Annotated in this window: 21 protein-coding genes; 10 read left to right on the top strand and 11 right to left on the bottom strand. The window is 40.6% G+C overall.

Going from position 1 to position 26,509, the window contains the following annotated elements; all coding sequences use genetic code 11:
• Positions 1-89: 89 nt before the first annotated feature.
• From arsS to IQ276_RS22755, 5 genes are all read right to left on the bottom strand, one after another.
• Positions 90-1,097 carry an arsenosugar biosynthesis radical SAM (seleno)protein ArsS gene (arsS, locus tag IQ276_RS22775; RefSeq protein WP_193921049.1) on the bottom strand — a complete coding sequence of 336 codons (1,008 nt, stop codon included), beginning with the start codon at positions 1,095-1,097 and terminating at the stop codon, positions 90-92.
• A gap of 43 nt (positions 1,098-1,140) precedes the next feature.
• Positions 1,141-2,100, bottom strand: coding sequence for an inorganic phosphate transporter (locus IQ276_RS22770; RefSeq protein ID WP_193921047.1), 960 nt, complete (start codon positions 2,098-2,100; stop codon positions 1,141-1,143).
• 160 nt (positions 2,101-2,260) lie between these two features.
• Positions 2,261-3,229, bottom strand: a complete 969-nt coding sequence (arsM, locus tag IQ276_RS22765; protein WP_193921045.1) for an arsenosugar biosynthesis arsenite methyltransferase ArsM — start codon at positions 3,227-3,229, stop codon at positions 2,261-2,263.
• 234 nt (positions 3,230-3,463) lie between these two features.
• A complete protein-coding gene (locus IQ276_RS22760; protein ID WP_193921034.1) occupies positions 3,464-4,138 on the bottom strand; it encodes a response regulator transcription factor in 675 nt (224 codons plus the stop codon).
• A gap of 193 nt (positions 4,139-4,331) precedes the next feature.
• Entirely contained in the window at positions 4,332-4,619 is a 288-nt protein-coding gene (locus tag IQ276_RS22755; RefSeq protein WP_193921032.1) for a Mo-dependent nitrogenase C-terminal domain-containing protein, read from the bottom strand.
• Between the two features lie 323 nt (positions 4,620-4,942).
• Between IQ276_RS22755 and IQ276_RS22750 the strand changes: the two genes are divergently transcribed.
• Together IQ276_RS22750 and IQ276_RS22745 are read left to right on the top strand one after the other, a co-directional pair.
• The gene (locus tag IQ276_RS22750; RefSeq protein ID WP_193921030.1) at positions 4,943-5,560 is read left to right on the top strand and encodes a class I SAM-dependent methyltransferase; all 618 of its coding nucleotides are present in this window, start codon (positions 4,943-4,945) and stop codon (positions 5,558-5,560) included.
• A gap of 400 nt (positions 5,561-5,960) precedes the next feature.
• Positions 5,961-7,649, top strand: a complete 1,689-nt coding sequence (locus IQ276_RS22745; protein ID WP_193921799.1) for a DUF262 domain-containing protein — start codon at positions 5,961-5,963, stop codon at positions 7,647-7,649.
• 115 nt (positions 7,650-7,764) lie between these two features.
• Here the strand turns inward: IQ276_RS22745 and IQ276_RS22740 are convergent, their stop codons facing one another.
• Positions 7,765-9,381, bottom strand: coding sequence for an alkaline phosphatase D family protein (locus tag IQ276_RS22740; protein ID WP_193921801.1), 1,617 nt, complete (start codon positions 9,379-9,381; stop codon positions 7,765-7,767).
• A gap of 216 nt (positions 9,382-9,597) precedes the next feature.
• The gene (locus IQ276_RS22735) at positions 9,598-10,128 is read right to left on the bottom strand and encodes a PEP-CTERM sorting domain-containing protein (protein ID WP_193921809.1); all 531 of its coding nucleotides are present in this window, start codon (positions 10,126-10,128) and stop codon (positions 9,598-9,600) included.
• A 679-nt stretch (positions 10,129-10,807) separates the two neighbouring features.
• Between IQ276_RS22735 and IQ276_RS22730 the strand changes: the two genes are divergently transcribed.
• The 4 genes from IQ276_RS22730 (at position 10,808) to IQ276_RS22715 (ending at position 17,369) form a co-directional block, all read left to right on the top strand.
• Entirely contained in the window at positions 10,808-11,548 is a 741-nt protein-coding gene (locus tag IQ276_RS22730) for a DUF928 domain-containing protein (RefSeq protein WP_193921811.1), read from the top strand.
• 152 nt (positions 11,549-11,700) lie between these two features.
• Complete coding sequence (locus tag IQ276_RS22725; protein ID WP_235115885.1) at positions 11,701-13,917, top strand: CHASE2 domain-containing protein; 2,217 nt, start codon at positions 11,701-11,703, stop codon at positions 13,915-13,917.
• Between the two features lie 270 nt (positions 13,918-14,187).
• The gene (locus IQ276_RS22720) at positions 14,188-14,496 is read left to right on the top strand and encodes a hypothetical protein (protein WP_190882189.1); all 309 of its coding nucleotides are present in this window, start codon (positions 14,188-14,190) and stop codon (positions 14,494-14,496) included.
• A gap of 650 nt (positions 14,497-15,146) precedes the next feature.
• Entirely contained in the window at positions 15,147-17,369 is a 2,223-nt protein-coding gene (locus tag IQ276_RS22715; RefSeq protein ID WP_193917822.1) for an FdhF/YdeP family oxidoreductase, read from the top strand.
• 499 nt (positions 17,370-17,868) lie between these two features.
• Here the strand turns inward: IQ276_RS22715 and IQ276_RS22710 are convergent, their stop codons facing one another.
• Positions 17,869-18,216 carry a transposase gene (locus tag IQ276_RS22710; protein ID WP_228043121.1) on the bottom strand — a complete coding sequence of 116 codons (348 nt, stop codon included), beginning with the start codon at positions 18,214-18,216 and terminating at the stop codon, positions 17,869-17,871.
• A gap of 749 nt (positions 18,217-18,965) precedes the next feature.
• Entirely contained in the window at positions 18,966-20,099 is a 1,134-nt protein-coding gene (locus IQ276_RS22705) for an XRE family transcriptional regulator (protein WP_193917815.1), read from the bottom strand.
• Between the two features lie 600 nt (positions 20,100-20,699).
• Here IQ276_RS22705 and IQ276_RS22700 point away from each other — a divergent pair.
• Positions 20,700-21,065: a hypothetical protein gene (locus tag IQ276_RS22700; protein ID WP_193917817.1), complete on the top strand. Its 366-nt coding sequence runs from the start codon at positions 20,700-20,702 to the stop codon at positions 21,063-21,065.
• A 79-nt stretch (positions 21,066-21,144) separates the two neighbouring features.
• Positions 21,145-21,519, top strand: a complete 375-nt coding sequence (locus IQ276_RS22695) for a hypothetical protein (RefSeq protein ID WP_193917819.1) — start codon at positions 21,145-21,147, stop codon at positions 21,517-21,519.
• Positions 21,520-21,953: 434 nt separating this feature from the next.
• Here IQ276_RS22695 and IQ276_RS22690 read toward each other — a convergent pair whose 3' ends face one another.
• Positions 21,954-22,118, bottom strand: coding sequence for a ribbon-helix-helix domain-containing protein (locus tag IQ276_RS22690; RefSeq protein WP_199342672.1), 165 nt, complete (start codon positions 22,116-22,118; stop codon positions 21,954-21,956).
• Positions 22,119-22,450: 332 nt separating this feature from the next.
• Entirely contained in the window at positions 22,451-23,404 is a 954-nt protein-coding gene (locus IQ276_RS22685) for a phosphatase PAP2 family protein (RefSeq protein WP_193917821.1), read from the bottom strand.
• A gap of 230 nt (positions 23,405-23,634) precedes the next feature.
• On the opposite strand from IQ276_RS22685, the gene cysC reads away from it, so the two are divergent.
• Both cysC and IQ276_RS22675 read left to right on the top strand, forming a co-directional pair.
• Positions 23,635-24,171: an adenylyl-sulfate kinase gene (gene cysC / locus IQ276_RS22680; protein WP_221707111.1), complete on the top strand. Its 537-nt coding sequence runs from the start codon at positions 23,635-23,637 to the stop codon at positions 24,169-24,171.
• 384 nt (positions 24,172-24,555) lie between these two features.
• Positions 24,556-26,472, top strand: a complete 1,917-nt coding sequence (locus IQ276_RS22675; RefSeq protein ID WP_193920704.1) for a GTPase family protein — start codon at positions 24,556-24,558, stop codon at positions 26,470-26,472.
• Positions 26,473-26,509: the final 37 nt, after the last annotated feature.

The following is a 26,509-nucleotide window of genomic DNA, read 5'->3' as shown; positions in this document are numbered from 1 at the left end:
GATACATCCGTTACGTAATTTGTAACAAAATTGTCCTTTTATGACTTGAAGTAGCTGCAATTTCTAAGATACTGGCATTTTTGCTGGCTTTAGAGCAAAGCGCCGCCACAACTGGAACCACAGCCAGCAGTACAACCATAGCAATAGTCAGCGGTTTGTACTTCATTAATCAGGTCTAAACTACCAGCTTCTAGCAATTTGGCAACTGTCAAGGTTTTACCGTTACGAGTTTTCGCAGGCAAATTCATCATCTGGTTAAAGTCACAATCATATACATTGCCCAGATAATCAATTGAAAGTTCATCGCGACACATTAAATGTTCAATTGTGCTGGTATTAAAATGGGATTCTAAAAACTGTAAATAGCTGGTGTACAGTTTTTTTCGTTCTAAATGCATTTTAGTTCTACCAACTGGCAGATTCGTAATGGTGAAGAGGTTATTGAATACAATATTAAAATGTTCTTGTAAAAAAGTTTTGTAATCTTGTTCTAGGCTGCTCTGTTCGGGAGCTAAATAAAATTTTTCACTTGTAGGTAACTGAGGATTAAATACCAAGTCCAAAATTAAGTTTCGCTCTTTACCATAACCGAGTTTGTTAAGCCACTGCAAAGCTTTGATTGAACTATCAAAGACGCCAGTACCACGCATTTTATCAACATTATCTGCTAGGTAGCAGGGAAGAGAAGCCACAATTCTTAGTTGATGTTTAGCAAAGTATTCTGGCAAATCACCAAAAGCATTTTCAAAATAAATGGTTAAATTAGACCGAACAATTACCTGCTTACCGGTTAACTTTGCTGCTTCTACTAATGGTTTAAATCCATAATTCATTTCTGGTGCGCCACCAGTCAAATCCACAATTTTAATTTCGGGGAATCTATGGATTAGTGAAATCAATTGTTCACAAATTTCTGGGGAAAGTTCTTCTGTACGTTTTGGGCTAGCTTCGACGTGACAGTGTTTACAAGCCAGGTTACAGCGCTTACCAAGATTAATTTGTAAAACAGTAATTCCTTTTTTTGTTAAAGGAGAATTAAGTTTTTGTTTGAACTGCGTTACAGATGGATATAATGTATTTTTTGATTGAATCTGCATTATTTACTACTCCTTGAAGATGACTAAAATATATTGAATGCTTCTAGCCTTGTAATAATCTGTAGGTTATTCCACTAATAATTGCGGTACTAGGTAAAGTTAAAATCCACGATAGTAGTATTTGATAGAAAACACGCACATTAGATTTTTTAGCAATCAATCCAACTCCAAAAATAGAACCGACTGAAAGGTGAGTTATGGAAAGTGGAAGCCCAAACTGATTAGCTGTAATAACGAGAACTCCCGTTACTATATTTGATGAAAAGCCTTGAGTGTGATTCATAGAGGTAATTTTTTCACTCATCGTTATTGCAACTTTTTGGGAGTTGAGTAAACCGCCAAGTGCCATTGCGATCGCTATGGTAATCATTCCTCCCTGAATCGAGAAATACTCAATAATCAAAATGAGTGATACCATCTTGGGAGTATAATTTAATCCTCTGGCAAAACTCACAATTCCAGCGCTGATAAAATGACAAGTATCAATAATTTTATCATTAACTATTACATTCAATTTTGAATTGATATAATCAAATAAACTGTAAATTACTGCTCCGAAAAAAATAGCAATAATTGGACTGAGCAATAAAGGCAAAATAAAGGAAGTTAGTAAAGCTGGAAAATTAAGTTGGAGTCCGATCGCTACTAATCCAGCACCAACAATAGCACCGATCAAACTGTGAGTTGTGGAAATAGGAAACCCCATGAATGTGGCTAGGAGTACAGTTAAACCGGCAGCGATCGCCACTGCTAAATGAAACTCTGGTGCGTTGGCGATCGCATTTGGTACTAGTCCTTTTCCTGAAAAATTTTTAATTAGTGTACTTGCTGAAAAAGTTGCAGTTACTGCACCAGCAAAAGTTGTAAAAGTTGACCATAAAATTGCTGTTTGATAACTGCTTGTTCGGCTACCAAACAGCGTTGCTACACCTTTAAAATTATCATTTGCGCCATTGGAATATGCTAAAAAAAGAGTAGCTAAAAATAGACTAATTAACAACATTTGGAAATTTCTAAATAAGAAGTCAGAATCCAGAATGGGCTACGCCCCGCTGCGCTAACAGAATGCTATTAGTCAAATATTAAAATCTTACATTCATTTTTCAGTTGCACAGAATTATTCTGAATTCTGACTCCTGACATCTGAATTATTTATTAATAAATTAACAACAACCACCACCACTATAATGCCAGGTTGAATCGGTAACAATTATTTCTGCTGGCTTTATAGCTGCAAGTTTAGCAGCGGTTTTATCACACACGGCTGCGGGAATACCCCGCTGAAGTAGATGACCTGCTGAATCATCGAAGAAAGGTTCAAAACCTGCATAAATGGCTGTTTTACCTGTGAAAATACAAGCACCATCTTCTGGAATAGCAACCTTAAAACAAACAGAATCCAGACTTTCTAAAAGTAGGTTTTCTTCTAAATTATAAGTCTGGGAATCTAGTAGACGGTAAGGACGACGGGCACGAATTTCAACTTGACCAAAGCCAGCATTTATAATCCGTTCAGTATACTGTTCATAGGTGAGTGCCCCTGATAAACACATGGCTCTGAGTCGCTCATCTTGTTGCAGATGTACTGGAATTGAACGAGTAGCAATTGGATCGCTCATCTGCAAACGTCCACCTGGTTTTAATACCCGATGCGCTTCTTTTAAAGCACGAGTTAAATCTTCTGGTTCAAAGATGTTGAAAAGGCAATTCTGTGCCACGATATCGACGCTAGCATCAGCAACAGGTAAGTTAAAAGCATCGCCTTCCCTGATTTCTACAAAACTGGTGTCAAACCACGAGTTCTCTTGAGCAGCAATTTCTAGGTTGCGTGCTGCGGCTTCTCGCATAGCCGCAACTGGTTCAATAGCAATTACAGCACCTGCATAGCGGGAAAAATAAGCGAATTGCAAGGCTTCTAAGCCACCGCCAACACCAACATATAGAACAGTAGGTTGGTTTCCTAGTTCAATCGGGTGAACAGTAGTACCACAACCATAGTTCATTTCCTGCATTGGCAAAGGAATTTTTAATCCTGGTAGTTGCAGGGGTGTACTTTGCACACAACAAAGTCCAACTTCTGGGGTTTGGGCAACTTCGCGGTAAAATTGCGCCGCTGTTTCTAAATAGGTCATGCTATTTTATATTTTGGATGATGAGAGCTTTGTGCATCCTAATATAATTAACTCTGAGTTGCATGAGTTGTTGCTGAGATTGCCAAAAACCCCAAATTCTCCTACGATTGAAAAATTTGGGATTTTTGGATTATTTTAAGACTGGGAGTCGGAAGATGGGGAGATGAGGGAGATGAGGGAGATGAGGGAGCAGGGGAGGCAGGGGGGGAAAGAATAACCAATGCCCAATGCCTACTAACCACCCAATGTGTAACCGATACCGCTAACGGTTTGAATAAGGCACTTTTCGTTATTGGCTTCAAGTTTCAGCCGTAGGTAGCGGATGTACGGCTCGATGATGTTGGCATCTTTGATGAAGTTGTAACCCCAGACTTGCTCTAAAATGCGATCGCATGTAATTACTTGTCGCGGATGGATAAGGAAATATTCCAGTAAATCAAATTCCTTAGCTGTTAATTCAATTAACCGCTGACATCGGTACACTTGGCGTGTGCGACGATTTAAACTCAGGTCTTCAAATTCTAAAATATCTCCGGTGTCCGCTTGATGTGTTTTTCGCAGGTGAATACGGACTCTGGCTAATAATTCATCAATGCTGAAGGGTTTAACTAGGTAATCATCAGCACCAGCGTCTAAGACTGTAATGCGATCGCTCACTTCATCTTTGACGGTTAATAAGATTATTGGCACTTCATTAGTAATACTTCGCAGACGGCGGCAAATTTCCAACCCTGACAAACCAGGCATTATCCAATCTAAAATCACTAAATCCACATGCAACTCCCGTGCTGCGGTAAGTGCAGTTAATCCATCGTAGGCAATGCTAACTTGATAACCTTCATAATTCAACTCCGATTCAATAAATCGTGCCAGTTTGACTTCATCTTCAATCAGTAAGATGTGCGTCATGATGATGTTAATGATTTCAGCAGGGTACGGTAAGCAACAATACGGTCTAGAAACACTGTCTTCGAGGTGTCAGCTACTAAATAGCCAGACATCTAATTAGGTGTACGCTAGCTTAGTATAAATCTGAATAAGTAACAACCGTAAGTCTGCAATTACCGATGGCTGCTCGATCTAAGAACGATGCAACTGACTATTAGCAATACGCTGTGATATCTTCACCGCATTCATCGGCAAGATAACAAAGCGCTCTAAAACGCAATCCAACGACTTCTTCGTACAGAGGATTTAATTTACACATTGGTGGAATGTGAAGTAGCTTGCGACCAAACAGAGTAATATCTCGTTCAAACGGACATTGAGCAGGAATAGCTTTGCAGAGGAAATGAGCCAATTTGGAGTTATGAATTTCTACGGCTTCCAACCACTCGCGGACTGGGTGCAGTAGATCTTTGTGTAACCGGATTTGAATAAAGCTTGACATAATTACTCTCCTTAATAATTTAAAATAGACTGGGTTTGTTGTATTTGAAGCTCTATGAATATACACGGTCAGGTTTAATAGTTTTATGCAGCGATCGCTCGTTTTTTAATTTTCTACAGAGATCGCTAGAGTCTCTAGGAACACTGCTAACTACACATTCAAGTACCAAAATTCCGGATAATTTGCCAAGGTGAGCATAAGTATTTTGCCAAACGTTAGGCTAGATATTGACGGACTGCAAAACTGATAGTTAACCAACTTCAAAGGAGGCGCAGTTACTTACCCTAAAAAAGCATTGAGCTTCAGGGAAACTGCGAAAACTAATGACCTACGACTTTCTTAATAACAAAAAGTTCCTTTTTGATCGCTGGGCACCAAGCTACGATTGGCTGTTTCCTTCAGTGTTTTATCGAGCCATCCACAAACGATTGCTAGAGTACGTCAACTTACCAGAGCGAGCAAATGTACTTGATATAGGGTGCGGTACTGGACGCTTGCTTGAGCGCCTTGCTACTGAGTTTCCCGCCCTGCAAGGCACCGGATTAGATTTATCTGCTAATATGTTGCGGATGGCAAGACTGAGCAACCACCACCATCCACGCTTGATTTATGTTGAGGGCAAAGCTGAGTCTCTTCCTTTTGCTAATGGTCAGTTTGATGCTGTTTTCAGCACTATCAGCTTTTTGCATTATTTGGAACCTCAACAGGTGTTTAGTGAGATAGCACGGGTACTTTCTCCTGGTGGATGCTTTTATTTGGTTGACATTACTTCCAAAAAAGAGACAGAACCTCAACTATTGCCAATTTCTCCTCGTGGAATTCGACTTTACAGCCCCAATCAACGCCAGGTTCTAGGTTCTTCTGCTGGGCTATTGTGTTTGAGTCACCATTATTTATTGGGGCCTGTATTGCTAACGATTTTTGCTAAACCTGGAATTTGAAAATGGGGAGTGGGGAGTCGGGAATGGGGAGTAAAGGGGTGGAAACAGCTTACATCAATCTTTTGTGTGTATAAAGGATACATAGCCCAATACGGTTCAGTTAAGGGTAACACTCTTTGTGAAGGTCAATTTTTTTACGTAGATGCACAGCGGCTTGCCGCAGGCTACCGCAGAGGCGCAGAGAACGCAGAGAGAAGGAGGAAATGCTTAACTCAACTGTATTGATACATGCACGCTGAACTGGTGGTGATTTTTCAAGAAAGAGGCTATGCCAAAGTAGGTATATTCTATATTTAGCAGACTATCTGGGACTTGTGGCGATCGCAGTAATTAGTGAGTTAAACTGCGTTTGATTAGGGAACCTTGCATCACATTATACTCAGGTAGTACTTGAAATCTTATGCCAGTAGCCATTCACGCCGCACAAAAACAACTATCCAGCGTTTTTAGTAATAAATTCGCATTTTCCATACCAGCCTATCAGCGCCCTTATGCTTGGACAAAAGACCAAGCAAGTGACTTATTAAATGATTTGTTGTCTTTTTTAGGGGATGATTCAGAAACTATAGCCGATACCAACCCTTATTTTTTGGGGAGTATAGTTTTGATTAAAGGTGAAGATGATCCTGAAGCTGACGTAGTTGATGGTCAGCAACGTCTAACAACTCTCACAATTCTTCTATCTGTTCTTAGGAGTTTGGCAAGTTCTGAAAGTGCTTCAGAAATTACGGAATATATTTATCAAAAAGGTAAAAAGCTCGAAGGTAAAGAGAATCGTTATCGCCTCAAGCTACGGGCAAGAGATGAAGATTTCTTTCGTGATTATATACAATCCGAAAATGGATTAGATAATCTTCTAAAACTTGATGCTTCACAGTTAACTGATAGCCAAAGAAACATTCAAGCAAACGCAAATTATTTTCGTGATGAATTAAGTAAACGTTCTGAACAACAGCGGGATCGTTTTTCTCATTATCTAATGACACGCTGTTTCTTAGTACTTGTTTCTACGCCAGACCTTGACTCAGCTTATCGCATATTTTCTATTCTCAATGCGCGTGGTCTAGACCTGTCTCTCAGTGATTTTCTGAAATCAGAGGTTATTGGAGCAATTCCTTCATCTGAACAAGATAAATACACAAGGATCTGGGAAACTGAAGAAGAAGATTTGGGTCGAGAGAAGTTTCAAGAACTATTTGCCCATATCCGCATGATTGATCGAAAGTCTAAACCGCGTAAGACAATTCTTAAGGAATTTTGCGAAGATATATTGCTCAAGACTAAGATACAACCACAGAAATTTATTGACGAAGTATTAAAACCTTATTCTGATGCTTTACAAATTATCAATACGGCAAATTACCGAAGCGATAAAGATGCAGAAACAATTAATTCTTTGCTTCGATGGTTGAATCAAATAGACAACTTTGATTGGATTCCGCCTGCAATTCTCTATTTTTCTAAAAATATCCACTCTCCTGGTAAATTAAAACAGTTTTTTACCGATATTGAGCGATTAGCTGCAGGCTTAATGATTTTGCGGTCTGACATTAACGAGCGCATCGGACGATATGCAAAACTTCTTACCGCTATTGAAGGAAATGTCGATCTATATGCACAGGAGTCACCCTTACAGCTAACTACTAACGAAATAAATCGAATCATTAAAACACTTGATGGAGATTTATATTTAATCAAGCGGATTAGACAATATGTTCTTTTGCGCCTTGACTCTGAACTTTCCGAAGGGAAAGCGAGTTACGACTATTCAGTTATTACAGTTGAACACGTACTTCCTCAGAATCCAAGCGAAGGCAGTACGTGGCTTCGATGGTTTCCGAATGAAGAAGAACGCATCCAATATGTGCATCGCATAGGTAATTTAGCGTTACTCTCTCGAAATAAGAATGCCGAGGCGCAAAACTACGATTTTGCTAAAAAGAAAGAGAAGTATTTTCTTGGCAAAAAAGGGATCAGTCCTTTTGTGCTGACAACCCAAGTTTTACAGCAATCTGAATGGACTCCAGAAGTTATTCAGCAGCGCCAGGAAGATTGTTTACAAAGCCTTAGAGAAATATGGCGGCTGTAAGTGCGATCGCTCTCAACCATTGACAGAAATCTTGGCAACACACAAACAGGCTGTAGGGGCGTACATCTGTACGCCCCTACTATTTCATCAAATGGTATACCTGGGAATTAGGAGATTAAGCTTGTTGTATTTCTGGACGACCGTCTTCAACCACAAATGAAGCCCGTTTACTAATTGTGCCAGATGGAGTTGTCACATTTGACATCACTAGATAATCTGACTTCCAGGTTGTGGGAGTTAGGGCACAGCGAACATATCCGCGTTGATTATTGAAGAATTTAATGTGTGGGTTATCTGGTAAGTAAGCTTCAACTGCGGGGGTGGTGTCTGAGCCATCTCCACCTGAGCTAATGGAAGAACAAACGAATTCACTGCCGAGTGTGGCGGATTCTGGCTGATCAAAGTTAGCCTTTAAATTCATCGCCCAGTGGGAATGCACATCACCTGCTAGAGAGACTGGATTAGAGGGCTGGCGCTGTCCGAGGAAAGCCATCAAGCGATCGCGCGAAGCCACATAACCATCCCATTTGTCCATGCTGTAGGTTCCGCCTGGCCCTGGTGTCATGTCTCGCTGAGCAATGGGTACTTGCTGCGCTAAAACGTTCCACTTGGTTTGTGAGGTATTTAGACCATCAAACAACCAATCCTCCTGTGCTTTACCGGTAATGGTTGCATTCGGATCTAAATTTTCTGCACAACGTTCTTTGGTACCATCACCACAAGGCTGATCGGTGCGATATTGGCGGGTATCTAAAACATGGAAGGTTGCTAAGTTACCAAAAGCCAGCCGACGATAAAGTTGCATGTCGGGGCCGACAGGACGCGAGAACGGACGCAAGGGCATGTGTTCGTAATAGACTTGATAAGCAATAGCCCGCCGTTGGAGGAAAATTGCCCGGTCTTGATCTGGTTCTGTATCTATTTCCGAAATGTTGTTGGCGTAGTTATTTTCTACCTCGTGGTCATCCCAGGTAAGAATCCAGGGAAACGCTGCGTGAGCGGCTTGCAGATTGGTATCGGTTTTATAGAGGGCGTGACGGTTGCGGTAATCTTCTAAGGTGAGAATTTCTGAACTATTGTGTTTTCTGGGAGTAGTGTTTGAGATTCCCCCTTCATAGATGTAATCGCCAACATGCACTACTAAATCAAGGTCGTCCTGTGCTAGATATTTGTAGGCGGTATAGAATCCCTGCTGATAGTTTTGGCAGGAGACAAGGGCAAAGTTAAATTTACTTAAGTAGCTATTTGCTAAAGGTGCTGTACGAGTGCGACCAATGGGGCTAGAGTCTTGACCGACAAGAAAGCGATACCAGTACCAAGTATCAGATTGGAGTCCTTCTACCACAACTCGCACTGAATGAGCTAGTTCTGGGGTTGCCAGTACGGTACCTCTGGAAACAATGCGCTTCATATTGGAATCAGTAGCCACTTCCCAGCGAATTGGTACATTCACTGGTGGCATTCCACCTCCGTTTAAGGGTTCGGGAGCCAGACGAGTCCAAATCACGACGCTGGTGGGATAGGGTTCACCAGATGCTACACCCAAAGTGAAAGGATAACTGGAAAATCTAGTTCTGGCGTAGACGCGTAGCGGCTTGTCGACAGACATCGCTGTTTGATGAGAAAATTGGTTAGCGATCGCAAAACCACTCAATGCTCCTGCCCCAATAATTAAGTTGCGTCGTTTAATTCTACTCTGCAATAACCGCTCAAAATTCTGATAATCTACCATTTTTTACTCCTAATTAACTTGTAATTCGTAATTCGTAATTCGTAATTCGTAATTCGTAATTCGTAATTAAACAGAGCATTTTTGTTCATGAATGTAAACATCATTTCAAGCTTCACGACTGAAGTCGGGGGGTATAATTAGGAATTACGTTAGCGAGTCTTCGATCGCCATTACAAATTACGAATTATTGTGACTAATGACCTGTTTGACCAATGACTAACGACTAATGACCTTTTTGATCATTAAACCAAGGCTACAAGCTAAGAAAGTGCCAGCTAAAGTTGTAGGTTCAGGTACTCTTGTATAAGAAACTCTACCTGAAATGACTTCGGCATCTGGAGAAGTTGTGGAGAAAAGTGTAAAATCCTCACCAATAATTTCGTAGCGGATGGAACTGGAAGGATTAGTTTTATCGTCGAATGTATAGTCTAATGCTAAAGATGTTTCTCCTGTTGAAAACAACGTTGAATATACAAGGGGAAACTCTGGATAATTGATATCATCTTGTTCGGTGTAAACAGTAGAATCACCGTCAAATTGGAAAGAAAGGGACTTGGCGATCGCTACTGAATTATTTTCACTAAAAGTTGAATCATCAAAGCTGAAAAAGCCATTCCCTTTAGTGGTGGCACTATCAACGCTGAAAGCATAATTAATAATTGCAGCAGATACAGATTTTGCATCTAGAGTTGCAAAACCTATAGTTAAACTAGCAGCAGCAAGCACTAATTGTGGAACAAATTTCATATTTTGCTTTCCTCATGATAAACTTCTGCAAGCAATACACACTGAGAACTATTAATTAGTAGGTCGCTAATTAACTTATCTCTTTTATGCTTATCAAAACGGTAAACTGTCACCGTTGATTACAGTGATTACAATAAATATTCGATTATCCAAGTTGAAAAACAAAGAGACAATTTTCCAAATGCTTGAAACAACCACATCTTAAAATCGTAAGTTTAAGCAAAGTTTAATCATAGGTAAAAATCCCAGCAAATTATTCTGCTAATCAAAGGTTTACTAAAAACCAAGACATTTTTGTGAAATTTTTCACCTGATTTTTACTGATAGAATTTCTCTCTAAAGATGCGCCTAAAGGATTTACATAAAACTACATGGTGTAGCCTCCAAGCTTTAGATCCCGGACTTCTTATAGCATTTCACGAAATACCTGATACAGATAGATTTGTAGGGGCGTACAGCTGTACGCCCCTACAACGGATTTAGATGTTGCAAAGATTTTTGGGAATGGTATTAGAGAAGTCTGGGATATCGGTCGGTAAAGCTTTGTTCTACTGAGAATTTGTAGTTGATTGTAGTTGAATGTGAAATCTCAGCCTGCTTTTGGGAATACTTGATTTAGTCAACTGATTGTTGGCAATTTGAGCTATCCAATCCAAAGCCAAGGCATTTTGAGATAAATATGAAATGGATTAAGTCATCTCAATATTTTGTAATATTTTCCCTACCTTTATGTTTGAATTTCGCTCAGTCTAGTTTCACAGCACAGGCTCAGGCTCAGTTATACGAACCAAACAAAACTTGGCAAATTAGTCAAACATTTAAGCCACCAAAACGCGGGGCGCCACCGGCAAGTGCTGGTGGTTCAACTCGTGGTGGCTCTTGTCTAACAGGTAAAAAACTGATAACTCCCTTAATTCCTCAAAATAAATTAGGGCTGACACTTGGTCAACATCCAACATTTTTCTGGTATGTACCTGAATCTTCAGTCAAAACAGCCAAGTTTTTCCTTCTCACTGATGATGACCAGACAGTATTTTATGAAACATCTTTTACACTTCCAGATAAATCTGGAATTGTTAGCTTTACACTTCCTGACAGTGCCCCAGCATTAGCAGTAGATAAAACTTATCACTGGTATCTGACGGTTGTTTGCAATACTGAAGATTCCAGTGACAATCCGATTGTAGATGGTTGGGTGGAACGAATTAAACCAGAATTAGCCTTATCGGAGGCATTAGCAAAAGCAAATTTGTGGAAATTGCCCGCCATCTATGCAGAAGCTGGAATTTGGCATGAAGCTCTGACTACTTTAGTGCAACTGCGCCGGACTGAGCCGAATAATTTAAAAATGAGATTGGATTGGAGACAATTTTTCAAATCAGTTGGTTTAAGTGCGATCGCTTCAAGTCCATTAATTTAAAGGGACTGGGGACTGGGGACTGGGGACTGGGGACTGGGGACTGGGGACTGGGTATTAGTTATTGTTTCTCCCTCATCTCTCTTTGTGTCTTTGCCTCTTTGTGTCTTTGCGTCTCCGTGTCCCCTCATCTCTCAATATTATGTGGAAAAATTATGTGGAAAAACCTGAAACCCGTAATTTGGCAATGGCGGGGTGTTTTATTTGCAGTTCCCAATATTACAATTCTGGTGATTGCACTACGCTTAACTGGATTACTGCAATTATTGGAATTGGCTGCACTAGATCAATTTTTTCTCCTCCGCCCACCAGAGCCAGTTGATACCCGTATTGTGATAGTTGAAATTAATGAAGCAGATGTCCGCAAGCAAGGACAGTGGCCAATGTCGGATGCGGCGCTTGCTAGTGTATTGGAGAATATTAAACAGCAGCAACCTAGAGCGATCGGTTTAGATATTTATCGGGATTTACCTGTAAATCCTGGTCATCAAGCTCTAGTTAAAGTCTTTGAATCTACCCCCAATTTAATTGGCGTACAAAAAATATCTGATACTTTTGATAGTTCTTCAGTTGATGCATCTCCAGTACTGAAACAACGCCATCAAATTGGAGCGAACGATCTACCTTTAGATGGCGACGGCAAAATTCGCCGAGGATTGCTATACCTAAATTTAAAGAATGATGAAATCCTAGAGAGTTTTGCTTTGAAACTGGCTTTGCTGTACTTTAAACCTGAAGGTATTACGGCAAAGGCATCAGCAAATAACTCTAATTACTTGCAGTTAAATCGGGGCATTTTTCCAATTTTTGAAGCCGATGATGGAGGTTATGTACGAGCGGATGCCGGAAGTTATCAAGTACTTTTAAATTATCGAGGAAGAATACAACAATTCATCAAAATTTCCCTCACAGAATTACAAGAAAAACGTATTCCAAAAGACTTAATGCGGGGCAAGGTAGTATTAATTGGGGCTACGGCTGAGAGTTTGAAAGATTTATTCTATACGCCTTACAGCAGCAATGTACTTACCGATCCAGAACGTATGGCGGGTGTGACAATTCATGCTAATTTAATTAGTCAAATTTTGAGTGCGGCCTTAGATGCTCGTCCACAGATTAAGACTTTACCTGAGCCGATAGAATGGCTATTGATTTTGGGTTGGTCAATTATTGGTGCGATTTTGTGTTGGGTACAACGCCACAGCAATAATCAGAAGATTTTTCTGGCTGTTGGTTTGGCGGGTGGTGGTTTACTCGGTGGTAGCTTTTTGGCATTTCTGAGTGGTTGGTGGATTCCTGTTGTCCCTTCACTGTTGGCATTAGGAGGTTCTGCGATCGCACTTACTCAGTATATCGCCCAAGGTTCTGCCCAGATGCGAAAAACTCTCGGTCGTTATCTCACTGATGAAATAGTCGCCAATATCCTAGAAACTCCTTCTGGGTTAAAGCTAGGGGGAGAACGCAGAAAAGTTACAGTTCTGGTGTCTGATTTAAGAGGATTCTCCGCTATTTCGGAACAATTACCTCCTGAAGAAGTAGTCAAAATTCTCAATCTTTATCTGGGAGCAATGACCGATGTAATTAACCAGTATAAAGGTACAATTAATGAATTTATGGGCGATGGCATTTTTGTGATCTTTGGTGCGCCAATTAGCCGCAAAGATGATTCTCAAAGAGCGATCGCCTGTGCTATTGCTATGCAATTAGCAATGCAGAAAGTAAACGAACAAAATCAGCAAATGAACTTACCAATTCTCGAAATGGGAATTGGAATTAATACAGGCGAAGTTGTGGCGGGAAATATTGGTTCTCAAAAACGCGCTCAATACACAGTTATCGGTAGTCATGTGAATTTGGCTGCCCGAATTGAGACTTATACTGTGGGTGGGCAGATTCTGATTTCCGAAAATACCTCTAAAGATGCCAATATTGACCTAAAAATTGCTGGAGAATTACAAATAAAACCTAAGGGCATAAAAGACCCTGTGACGATTTTTGACATTCGTGGTATTGGTAGTGAATATAATTTGTTTTTGCCTGAAGATAATGAAATAATGGTGAATTTGAATCAGGAAGTGCCTGTAGAATACAACGTTTTACAAGGAAAACAAGCAGGGGGAACAGTATTTGTGGGAGCTTTAGTTTGCCTCTCAGAAAAAGCAGCCCAACTACAATCTTTAAATTCTTTAGAACCCTTGGCTAATCTCAAACTAAAATTATTAATTGAACCAGAACTGGCTACAGAAGAAGAACATATTTATGCCAAGGTAATTAAACAAATTGATGTTGACAAGCATGTTTTTCTGATTCGGTTTACAGCTATTCCTCCAAAAGCGATCGCATTTTTCGAGACGCTGCGTCAAACTGAGTGATGCTAGCGCATCAATACTGAAATGGTAAGGTGTATGTGAATACGGTCAACTGAGAAAGTAGGTTTTATTAAAACAGTAGCAATTGTTGCTGATAGAATCTGGCGATCGCGGTAAGATTTTGGACTTAAGCCTGTTCTAACTCCAATAACTCCTAACTCTGACCGAATAATTAATAATTTGTAATATATGGTACAGAGTAACTAACTTGAGTTATGAATATCAAAATATGATTTCTTCTCAAACCGAGATTAAGTTACATCCCAAAGACAAATGACGAACGTAAACAACTTTCAAAGACTAGTAGAGCTTGCAAATGATTATGGAATTATTTGCCAGCCAACGCCAGAAGAATGCTTGATTGCCTCTTTGCCTGGAGACGATGATTTCTTATTAGCTTTTACTTGGTCTGGTGCAATTGAAGGAGAGCCGCCAGAACATGAATTAATAGCAATTAGTGTACAGGATATAGTCAAAGAAGTTACCGTTGCAGCTTGGCAGATTCCTATTTATTTATTCGGAAACGTTTTGAGACAGGCTCAGATGCTTGTCGCTGCCCACAAAGATTTTTGGCATTGCTGAATCAAGAGATGATTCTTGTAGGGTGGGTGTCCGGAGTGCCTGGAAATACAAAAGATGGGCTTTTCGGCTCATCTGACAAAACCTGCAAAATCATTCTGCTTTTCCTGCAACGCTTAATAACTAAAATCTCTGTCAACGGTGGCGGAGATTTTTATTTCAAAAGTTATATCTGACAATAAGGCGCTTTGAGTTTCTCAAACTCCAGTTTGTTTTCTCATTTTGATATATTTAGCAAGTAAAAGCAGCTTTGACTTTCTCAAACCCCAGTTTGCTTTCTCAAACTCCAGTTTGCTTTCTCATTTCGGTATATTCAGCAAGTAAAAGCAGTTTTGACTTTCTCAAACTCCAGTTTGCTTTCTCATTTCGGTATATTTAGCAAGTAAAAGCAGCTTTGACTTTCTCAAACCCCAGTTTGCTTTCTCAAACTCCAGTTTGCTTTCTCATTTCAGTATATTTAGCAAGTAAAAGCAGCTTTGACTTTCTCAAACTCCAGTTTGCTTTCTCATTTCGGTATATTCAGCAAGTAAAAGCAGCTTTGACTTTTTGATTTTGGTACATTTAGCAAGTAAAAGGATTTTTAACTAACTGCTACTCATTTGCGATTCAAAACGGTAGCCTTGAAGAATCCAGCAACTTACACATACTGCCTCATGTTACCCAAACCCAAAAAGCACTGGACACCTTCAAATTGGGCAAGTTGGAAGCCCTTCGGCATAGGCGAACAGTACCCCAACAATTATTGGGAAGTATTTCGGGCAATTTGGCTATCTCGTGACCAACTGCCCTATGCGTGGAATATCCTAGATAAAGGTGTTTGCGATGGTTGCGCTCTCGGAACAACCGGCATGAAAGATTGGACTTTAGATGGCATTCATCTGTGCAATGTCCGGTTGCGGTTGTTGCGGATGAATACCATGCCAGCTTTTGACCCCGTGCTGTTAGAGGATGTCTCGCAGTTGCAAAAGCAAAAAAGTGCCCAATTGCGTGACTTGGGAAGACTTCCTTACCCCATGATTCGTCAACGCGGTGAACAAGGCTTTCGTCGTGTGGACTGGGATGAAGCTTTAGAGGTAATTGCTAATCGCATCCGCGCCACTACACCAGACCGCCTGAGCTTCTATGTTACCAGTCGCGGCACCGTTAACGAAACTTACTACGCTACCCAAAAAGCTGTACGAGCAATGGGAAGCAATAATATAGATAACGCTGCCCGGATTTGTCATTCTCCCAGCACAGCAGGGTTAAAAGCCGCTCTCGGTGCAGGGGCTACTACTTGTTCTTATAAAGACTGGATTGGTACTGATTTGTTGGTGTTCATTGGCTCCAATGTTGCCAATAATCAGCCTGTTACCGTTAAATATCTGCATTATGCTAAAAAAGCTGGCACTAAAATTGTAGTGATTAACACCTACCGCGAACCAGGAATGGAGCGCTACTGGGTGCCATCAATTGTAGAAAGTGCCCTTTTCGGTACCAAGTTTGCCGAAGACTTCTTTTTAATTAATATGGGCGGAGACATAGCATTTTTAAATGGCACAATTAAACACATAATTGCCAACAACTGGGTAGATGAGTCATTTATTAATTTACACACTGCTGGCTTTGCAGAACTAAAGGCATCTTTAGAAAGCCAATCTTGGGAAGAATTAGAACGGCTTTCCGGCACATCTCGTGAAGAAATGTACGCCTTTGCCAAAATGGTCGGGGAAGCTAACAAAGCGGTATTTGTTTGGAGTATGGGCATTACCCAGCATGAGTGCGGTGAAGATAATGTGCGAAGTGTTATCAACTTAGCTCTCACCAAAGGTTTTGTCGGTCGGGAAGGTTGCGGTTTAATGCCAATTCGCGGTCACTCTGGGGTGCAGGGTGGTGCAGAAATGGGATGTTACGCCACTGTATTTCCTGGTGGTAAACCCATCACCCCAGAACATGCTGCCCAATTCAGTCAGCTTTGGGGCTTTGAAGTGCCAGCAACTAAAGGTTTAATTGCTCCAGAAATGATTAACGCCGCACATCAGGGACAATTAGATGTGTTATTTTCCGTGGGGGGAAATTTCCTAGAAGTACTCCCAGAACCAGATTATGTGGAAGCTGCCCTCAAGCAAATACCGTTGCGGGTGCATATGGATATTGTTCTGTCCAGCCAGATGTTAGTGGAACCCGCTGATACTGTAGTGCTTTTACCTGCCACGACTCGCTACGAAATACCAGGGGGAGTTACAGAAACTAACACCGAACGCCGGGTAATTTTCAGCCCAGAAATTCCAGGGCCACGTATTGGCGAAGCGCGTCCAGAATGGCAAGTGTTTTTGGAATTGGCAAGACGCGTCAAACCAGATTTAGCAGACAAATTGGTTTTTGCTAATACATCTGCAATGCGTCAAGAAATTGCCCAAGCTGTCCCCCAGTATGCTGGTATTCAACACTTGCAGCAACCTGGTGACCAGTTTCAATATGGTGGTTCACATTTGTGCTTTGGCTGGAACTTTCCCACAGCGGATGGGAAGGCACACTTTGGGGTATTATTGCCACCCCAGCGAGAATTACCAGAAGGCTGTTTTTTCGTAGCAACCCGCCGAGGCAAACAATTTAATAGTATGGTGCAGGAACGCAGAGATGCAATTACCGGCGCAGTGCGAGAGGCGGTGTTAATGAATGCTGGTGATGCGGCAAAGTTGGGTTTAAAAGAAGGGGATAAAGTAATTCTGAAAAATGAGTTAGGCGAGTTGCCAGGGCAAGTTTATATTGCACCAATTCAGTCAGGCAACTTGCAAGTACATTGGCCAGAGGGAAATGTACTATTAGATAGAACTAAGCGATCGCTCGAAGGTGTTCCTGATTATAATGCGATCGCCTACTTGGAAAAAATTTAAATTTCTGATTAACAGCGATCGCACTCATGATACTTGACGGTTGTTGTAATTAATGCATTCAATGGTGCGATCGCCAAAACCCTACTTTGCTTAACCAAAAGTTTCTCAAATGATATGAAGTTTATTTGACAAAAGTTGGCTTGTTTGAAAACCTGATGCTAGAGTTACTTCCAAGGCATAAACCAGCAGAATTTAGCCTTTGTTGAATTATGCGATCGCTCTCACAGCTAATGCCTAATATATAAAGGATACAACACGATATTCTTGACAATGTAATATTTTGTGAAATTCTCAGTAGAGAACTTCTGTTAACTTCGGACTTAGGTTCACATCTTCCTCAATATCATTTTCACTCAATGTCTGCTTTATTTTTATTTTCTCTGAGCAGAGTTTAAATTAACGAGTGTTTGTTGGATAAATTAAGGGACAAAAATCCGCAATTTTTGAGTTCTTGTCAGCTTACCATAAGCTGGCAAAACGACTACAGCAGATTGCAGGTTCATGAAGTACAGTAGCAACAGTCTGTAAACCAGTTTTTTAGATGTTTAGGATTAATCAAATCAAGAGCCGTTGCAATCAGAATATCAAGCATTTTTGTTGTGGTTGGAGAGAATTGACGTAAAAAAGATTTAAGTTGCGACCACCAAAGTTCAATCGGATTAAAATCAGGAGAATACGGCGACATATTGAGAACACTAGCACCCTTTGATTGAATCAATGGTTCAATCGAAGCTACTTTGTGAGATGGCACATTATCCATAACAACTACGGCACCTACCCATAATTGAGGAAGCAAACATTTTTGGATAAATACTTCAAATGCATTTCCATCCATTGAGCCATTCATTGGCTGTGACCATTTGATTCACTGGGTGAATCATTGATTTTTCCTGCAATTGTTTGTTTGGTGGGTCTTTTGATTGGGTTTTGTGTTCACACTGTAGAGTTACAGTTGTGAGCAGTCGCTGGAGGCGATTCCTACGGCGGGCTTCTCTGCGAGAGGCTACGCCAACGCCCACCAAGCTCTACAACAAAACGATTTAGTATTGAATACAGAGGAATAGCGATCGCATTTCTGGTTGTCATTTGTCCTGATTAATGACAAAACTGCATCAAATGTACGGTTTGAGGTGATGGTTCACCGTACCTTTGTTACTTCCACTACATTGCTGCCAATGTATAGAAGCAGATATGCTTCTTGTGAAATCCTGCTCTAGGAATATTGGAAGTATTACCAGACTCTCAGTCATATCAAATCTGGTTGAAAACTTATTGCTTAGACTGAAGGGGAAACAAGGGGACGCGAAGAGATTTCAATTCACTTCTGATTAGCGGGACATGATACAGCGGATTTCAAGGAAAGTGAAGTACACAACTAAGTCTCAAAGCCTGCGGTAAAGGCCGTTTTACTTCTGAATTCTGAATTCTGAATTCTGAATTCTGCTCTATCAGATAATTTCTTTGGAAATAGAGGCAATTTCCAATCCAAAATCTAAAATCCAAAATCCAAAATTCTCAAGGAGTGATTGCAACAGGAATTCAAATTTACGCAGAATTTTTCCCTAAACCACCAACCAACCCTAATTGCAATCTACTCTAGACGGTTGCTACAATTTCCCCGATTTTGCTGATGTCGTAGCCACCCAAAATTTCAAATTGTGAGTGAACCATCCGGTGTCCCAAAGTACTCAGCAACTGCTGTACTGGTGCTTCTTCGAGATATTCCTTAAGAATCACTAAGTCATATCGTGATTGATGCAGAGGGACAAATCCCAGCCCAAAGGCAGTAGCTACAGATGCTGTACTGATACCTGCATCCGCAACTCCTAATACTACTGCTTGAGCAACATCTTGGTGGCTTTGAACAATATAGTCAAAACCTTGGACAGCATCAAACGGTATTCGTTGCTCTTCGAGTTTTTGTTCTAAAAGCAAACGAGTACCAGCACCTATTTCGCGGTTAACAATAGTCGCTCCCCGTTCCACTAAATCACTAACTGTTCTGATTCCCATCGGGTTACCAGGTTTGACTAAAAGTCCTTCTTCCCAAACACCGAGGGTAATCAAAACTCCTTCCCTTCCTGCAAGAACATCTCGAACAAAGGGAGTATTATACTCACCTGTGTGGGAATCATAAAGGTGCATTCCAGCGATGTGTGCTTCACCTCGGCATAGACTGTGCAATGCAGACATGCTGTTGGCAAAGTTAAATTGGACTCGCAGTTGGGGATGCCAACGTTCGGTAGCTCTCGCCCATAGTGAAATCACGGGCGCACAGCCAGCAATCACAACAGTGTTGTGGAGTGTGTCCAAATTATCGTCTAAAAGACGGACTCGAACTTTATCAGTACCTGTACGAGTCTCACCCTCTCCATCAGCCGGAATCATATCTTGGCGAAAAGCATCCTTGCCAATTAAGGGATAAGCTACCCATTGTCCCCCCACACGTGCCAGACTGACTCGCGTCTGCTGAGCGCCAGGAACAGGTTTGGCAAGCACTGCTTCAATTTCAGGTAAATCCCGCTCTAACCAGAATAGATCCTCTACTTGACAGCCAAGTGATTTTGCTAGGCGGAGTGTGATGGCCACTGAGGGAGCGTATTGTCCCGACTCTACACCACTTATAGTTTGACGGGTAACACCAGCTAGGTTTGCCAAATCTTGTTGACTCATGCCTAAGCGAGTTCTAATTGACTTCAAGTTGTTACGGAGATCGTTATCCTGCTTCATTGGCTTGAGCTTGTCTGTGTTTCAAAAAGCCGTAGCGGATTTAACTAAATCTGCCAAGGCGAAAGCACGGTCTTTGAGTTCATATTATTCCTCTTGGACGATATAACTGTGCTTTCGCTCTTTTGATTCCCTATATTCAAAGAATATCACACATTTTGCAAAATTACTTGCAAGGCGCAATTTTTTTTGCTGAAGGCAGTTTTTTAGCTGTCGATTATGACTCAAAACTCCCTAACCGTCGCCAACAAAGGATTTATTTCAGATCCTGATTTTACCAATTTTATTGGTAAAAAGTAACTCTGAATACAGTTTTAGAAATTGGTTTAGGATTTGATGCTTGATAGGCGAGTTATAGCAAAGTGATGAGTGCCCTCTTGCAATTAACACTGTCTTAACCTATCTGACTACAGCTATATATCAGCCGTAAAGAATATACCACCAACCAATTTTGCTCTTTGGGGTAAATTTTACCTCACTAAAAATTACCGTTTTCACTTAAAGAAATATGCAAATATCTATTGCACAATCCGCTATTTACCAAAACGTGCAATAGATGAGAGGCAATTTATAGTTGTTTGCTTTACAGCAATGGAGAGAATAATGATTACCGAAGAAGACTTAGCCCAACAATTTAGGGTAATTATTGAACACGCTCATCCACGAGTCTGGGAATTGCTACGTCAGTGCTATGTAAAGGTGATTAATCCTAAACCTTATTTAACAAGAGTGAATATCAGAACGTGTATGCGTCATGCAAAATACATTGCGATTTATTGTCCTGACAGAATCATGAATGCATTAGTAGCTGAGAAAAACCTACTTCGAGAGGTAGCAGAATACGTTGGTTTAGTTGAGGTTGTTTGTTTGAATGCTAACAACTTAATGCGCGATCCCCTGTCAAATCTGAAAGAAACTTATCCGCGCTTGTGGTTAGACTTACTCTGGCTGATCGCTCAAGAACAATAATGCTAACTATGAAGACTGATTTTTTTTGCAATATTTGTGCAAAAAATCATTGTTGTACTTTGCCACTGGCTAAATTTCTATGAATAAATCTTGTCTACCTCCAGATGATTTGCCTTCAGATCAAACAAGAAGAGTGAGTGAAATACTCTTCAGGCAACTAGAAGAAGCAACTAAAAAAAGCTTTTTCTTGGCGTGCGACAATATGACACGCGTTTTGTTATCTAGTTGCCATTGGTATTTTCAAATCAATTTTGGCATTCTGACATTAATTATGATTTGTCACGATATGGAAAGTTATCGCAACATCATGAAAACTGTTCCCCATTTTGCTGAGAAGTTAAAACAGTTTACCAATAGAGCTAGAATTACTGTCAGTTCTCCAGTTGACAAAGGTATACCGTGGGTACTCAGTATAGATAATATTTTACCTGAAGGAGACTTGCCTAGTATCTGATGGATAGACCTTGTAGCGATCGCCTTTCATGTCAAAATTCAAGCAATACTATTCACTGGCCACTCGTATCCAGGTTTGGCATCGCTGCAAAAAATCGTGCGATCCCCCTCTAATATCAGGTTCAATTGAAGATTTATTAAGTAGGACTGACAGGGGGACGCGAGGATGGGGGGAAAAATTTTGAACGCAAAAATCAGGTTTTGGGACTGAATTGAGGAAAACCTGCCCTTGAAAGAGTAGGGAGAGCTAAACCATTTTGGATTTTAGATTTTGGATTTTGGATTGAGAATTGCTTTGTGTATCTGGCTTGTATGAATCTATCTGTCGTAATCTAGTATGTGTAAAACCTCTCCCCTAGAAGGGGAGAGGCTTTAAATTTTGCAATTAATTTTACCTATTGGCTATTTCCTTTTGCCTATGTCAACAGACACCCTCTATTTTTGAGAAACTTTTTCCTCATTAGTAGAAAGAGAGCGAATTAACTCCCGAATTACGTCGGTTGCCGGTCTACCTGTAGTTGAGCAGTATTGCTCAAGCTTCTGTGCCTCTTCTGATGCCAGATTGATTGTAAATCGTTTAACAGCCCATTTTTTATTCATGATTCAAGAAACTATGTTTTGCTAGTACTTTTCTAATATCAGTTTTTTATGCTGTTACTACAATGGTATAATCAATGAAATTGCATTTAAGAAATAATGAAGACAAATGCGATATTCCTTGATTAAGGGTGAAGAAATAAATTTTACTCTAAAATGTGAAGTTTAGCTAATTTAAATGCAGGAATTATAAACATAATGTTAAGCTTATATTAAAATATACACACAAAAACAGGGTATTCACTGAGTCGGGCAAAAGAAAAATAAATTGAATATTAGCTTTTGACTTTATTAGTAAATCATTAGCGATCGCGCTGAATTCATCGGCAAACAATTTACTGATAAGCACGATATTTTTGCTCTAGTTCGAGAGTAAGAATGCAGGCAACTAAACATAATAAACCTACAGCATAGCCAACGAAGACATCAGTAGGCCAGTGAACGCCTAGATAAAGCCGACTAAAACCGATGGCAATAATTAAGATAGTAGTCAAGCTGAAAATTGGTTTTTGCCATTGAGGAAATTGCTTTGCAAAAATATAGGCTATGAGACCGTAAACTACTAAAGACAGCATGGCGTGACCACTGGGAAAGCTAGGGTGACCTACATTAATAATCCACTTCCACAGTGCTGGACGCGGCCTACCAAAAAGTATTTTCAGCACATAAATTATAACCATTGCACTACTAGTAGCTATACCCAAAGTAGTTGCTTGCCAGCGACGATTATTATATAACCAATTAATTTCTACTCCTAAACTAATTAATAGTAAAACCAGTGGTTCACCAAAAAAAGTTATACTCAGCATTAGCTGATCTAGTAGTGGAGTATGCAGCTTTTGTATTGCTAGCAAAATACTGCGATCGAGGCCATATCTGTGTAGCAATGCACTACAAAATGCTAGGGAAAAAATAGCCCCAGATAACTGAATAAGCTGATTGTTTACTGTATATATAGGTAAAGTTTTAGCCTTTTCGTTGGTATCAATTTTATTGATAAGTAGTTTTTTGAAGAACTTTGTATAATCTAAGACAATATTTTGGAGAATTAAGGCGATCGCATTTGGACTGAAATCTTGATGAAAAATCACCAGAACATTTCCTGTCAAATGATTCACTTGAAATTCGGCGATTGTTTTTTCCTGTGATAATCTGGTTTTTATGTAGTTTTCGAGACTTTGGGAATGCTTCAGTCCACTTACTTTATATCTTGCTCTGCCTTTAACAGCAGTATGTATGGCTTGAATCAAAATATTTTGCTCGTAGCGATTACTCAAATCAACGTTCATTCTTTTAACTAATAGATTTTTGTAATAGCACATTTTACAGCGATTTTCCGAAAAATGAACCAGATTATTTTAACAGCAAAATTCAGGAGTCAGAATCGGCTCTGTGCCTAGCTACCAGACCTAGATAGTGTACTTCATAACTTGAAATATGCTGTAAATCAAGGGTATGGCGATCGCATGTTAAATTAAATTGAATATTCAGATTGTAAATAAGAATATATTTTACAAAAATGAAAGACTTGAAATCACCAGGTTTCACTTGTTGGTTAACTGGATTATCCGGCGCAGGAAAGTCAACTCTAGGAATAGAAATAACTCAAGCATTAGAGCAATTATCACTTCCGTGTGAATATTTAGATGGTGATGTCATCCGCACTAATCTTTCTAAAGGGTTAGGTTTTTCTCGTGAGGATAGAAATACCAATGTTGCTAGAGTTGGCTTTGTTTGTGGACTTTTAAATAAACATGGCATCAATACCGTTGTGGCTTTAATTTCTCCTAATCGAGATTCCCGCGAACAACTCAAACTTCAAATACCCAATTTTATCGAAATTTTTATTGATACTCCTTTGGAAGTTTGTATCACAAGGGATGTCAAAGGTTTGTATAAAAAAGCTTTAGCTGGAGAAATTCCGGAATTTACTGGAATTTCTTCTCCCTATGAACCGCCTTTAAACCCAGATATAACTCTCAAAACTCACAAAGAAACTGTAAATGAATGTCTAGAAAAAGTTTTAAATTATCTCCGTGAACGGGGACAAATATAACCAATTAGGAGAATTCAGGAGTCAGAATTCAGAATTCAGAAGTGAAAGGGCGGTTAGAAACCGCGTCTACACAAACAAAACCCGCCTAGACGGGTTTTAAATTAATAAAAATATGTTTTCATTAGTTCCCCTTCAAATTGTTATTGGAGAGACTTATATTGGTTCCCATTCAGATGCGGTACAAGATAATATCACGAGGTGTAGGGGCACGGCACTGCCGTGCCCCTACGAGTGTACTAATTTGCTGAAAGTCAAGTTTTTGAGAACTTTCTTTCAGGCTTGAGCAACATCAGCCCATAAAGCGATCGCTTTATCCTGCCCAAATTGAAAACGATAAACTTTTTACAGGGGTGATTTTTACCAAAACTCAAAAGGTATGGGGCAATGGTGCGATTAAAGCTGTGGCAATGGGTTGTGTTGGCGATGCCGATCGCTTTCATTATTATTTTCTTACTGGTATCCGCTGGTTTGCAAATCCATGCGTGGGGCATTAATTGGATTTGGGCTGTGTTCACTGTTTTATTCGTTGGCTGGCGTTGGCTGTTAGTAAAATGGACTCAACCCGCCTTACAACAGGTAGAAGCTGTATTGGCGGAAGTCCAACAAGAATTAGAATCGGCGGCAGAAAATAATGTAGTACCAGTGGGAAGTGACGCCACAAAGCTTGCAGAAGTCGCCCTGCAAGACATTCTGCAAGCTGCACAAAGCGATCGCCCGCTTTGGGAAGATTGGCAAACTTTTTGGACGCGATGTCAGGATTTAGTTGTAGCGATCGCTCATATTTACAATCCTCAAGTTCAATATCCCCTGCTAAATATTTACGTACCCCAAGCTTACGGGCTGATTCGTGGAACGGTGGATGATGTGGATTTGTGGATGCAAAAGTTATCTCCTGTGCTGAATCAGGTAACGGTTGGGCAAGCATACCAAGCCTACGAAGTTTACCGGAAGTTGGAACCATCAGCTCGAAAATTCTGGAAAGCTTGGAACTGGGCACAGTGGCTATTAAATCCGGTGGCAGCGGTGGCAAAACAAGTTAGCCAGGGTTCCAGTAACCGCGCAACTGAGCAATTATTGGTCAATTTGAGTCAATTATTCCGGGAAGTTGCCCTGAGGAATTTATGTAAGCAAGCGATCGCTCTCTACGGAGGTAAAGCATTACCGATTTCAGTATCTCCAACTACGCCAGCCCTACCCAAGGCAAAAACTCAAACACTCAAAGAAATACTGAGTCAAGCCCAACCAGCCGAAGCGGTTGAACAAAAACCCGTGAATATTCTGCTGGTGGGGCGCACGGGTTCGGGAAAAAGCAGCTTGATTAACACGCTATTTCAACAGGATCTCGCAGCCGTTGATGTTTTGCCCAGCACCGATCGCATTCAAAATTACCAATGGCAGTCTCAAACCGGGGAAAGTCTGACACTTTGGGACACACCAGGTTATGAACAAGTCAACCGTACAGACTTACGAAATTTAGTGCTTGATTATGCTATCAATGCAGATTTATTGCTGTTAGCTACTCCAGCCCTCGATCCTGCCCTGCAAATGGATGTAGACTTTCTCCAAGACATCAAAGCGGAAATTGCAGATTTACCGGCGATCGCAATTGTCACCCAAGTAGATCGTCTGCGTCCGATTCGGGAATGGCAACCGCCTTATGATTGGGAATGGGGCGATCGTCCCAAGGAAATTGCCATTCGTGAAGCTACTGAATATCGCGCTAAACTGCTGGATGACTTTTGCAATCTAGTTTTACCAGTGGTGACAGCCGACAGTAAAACAAATCGAGTTGCTTGGGGAGTAGAGGCGCTATCCTTGGGATTAATAAATGCGATCGCCCCTGCAAAACAACTCCGTCTCGCCCGGTTTTTGCGTAACCTAGAAGCCCGCACCGTTGCTACTGCGAAAATCATCGATCAGTACACTTTCCAAATGGCAACAACCAAGGGATTAGCATCACTGCTCAAAAGTCCGGTTCTTCAGTTTATTTCTACCCTATCAACTGGATCTCCAACCTTGGCTTATTTGTTAGCAGAACAAATTCCCGTGGAACAGTTACCAATTGTAATTGGCAAACTCCAAATGGCCTATGACCTTTTCTCACTTTTGAATACAGGTAACCCTAACCCGCTAAAATTTGAGTTGCTAGCTTTGTGGCCGTTGCTGTTAGAAAATTCCGCTTCACCTGAGCAAAATGCTTGGGCATTTGGTCACGCTTTAGTAGAATATTGGACTCAGGATTTGACAGTGGAAAAACTTGGCGATCGCTTTCAGAAATATTTACAGCAGATTTCAAGTTAGTGAAGTACACTATAGCAGTCTAAATCATTTGTGAAAA

The sequence above is a fragment of the Desmonostoc muscorum LEGE 12446 genome (assembly GCF_015207005.2).
GTDB classification, from domain to species: domain Bacteria; phylum Cyanobacteriota; class Cyanobacteriia; order Cyanobacteriales; family Nostocaceae; genus Nostoc; species Nostoc muscorum.
Note: the sequence above shows the minus strand (reverse complement) of the source record. Positions and strands in the feature narration are given on the sequence as shown.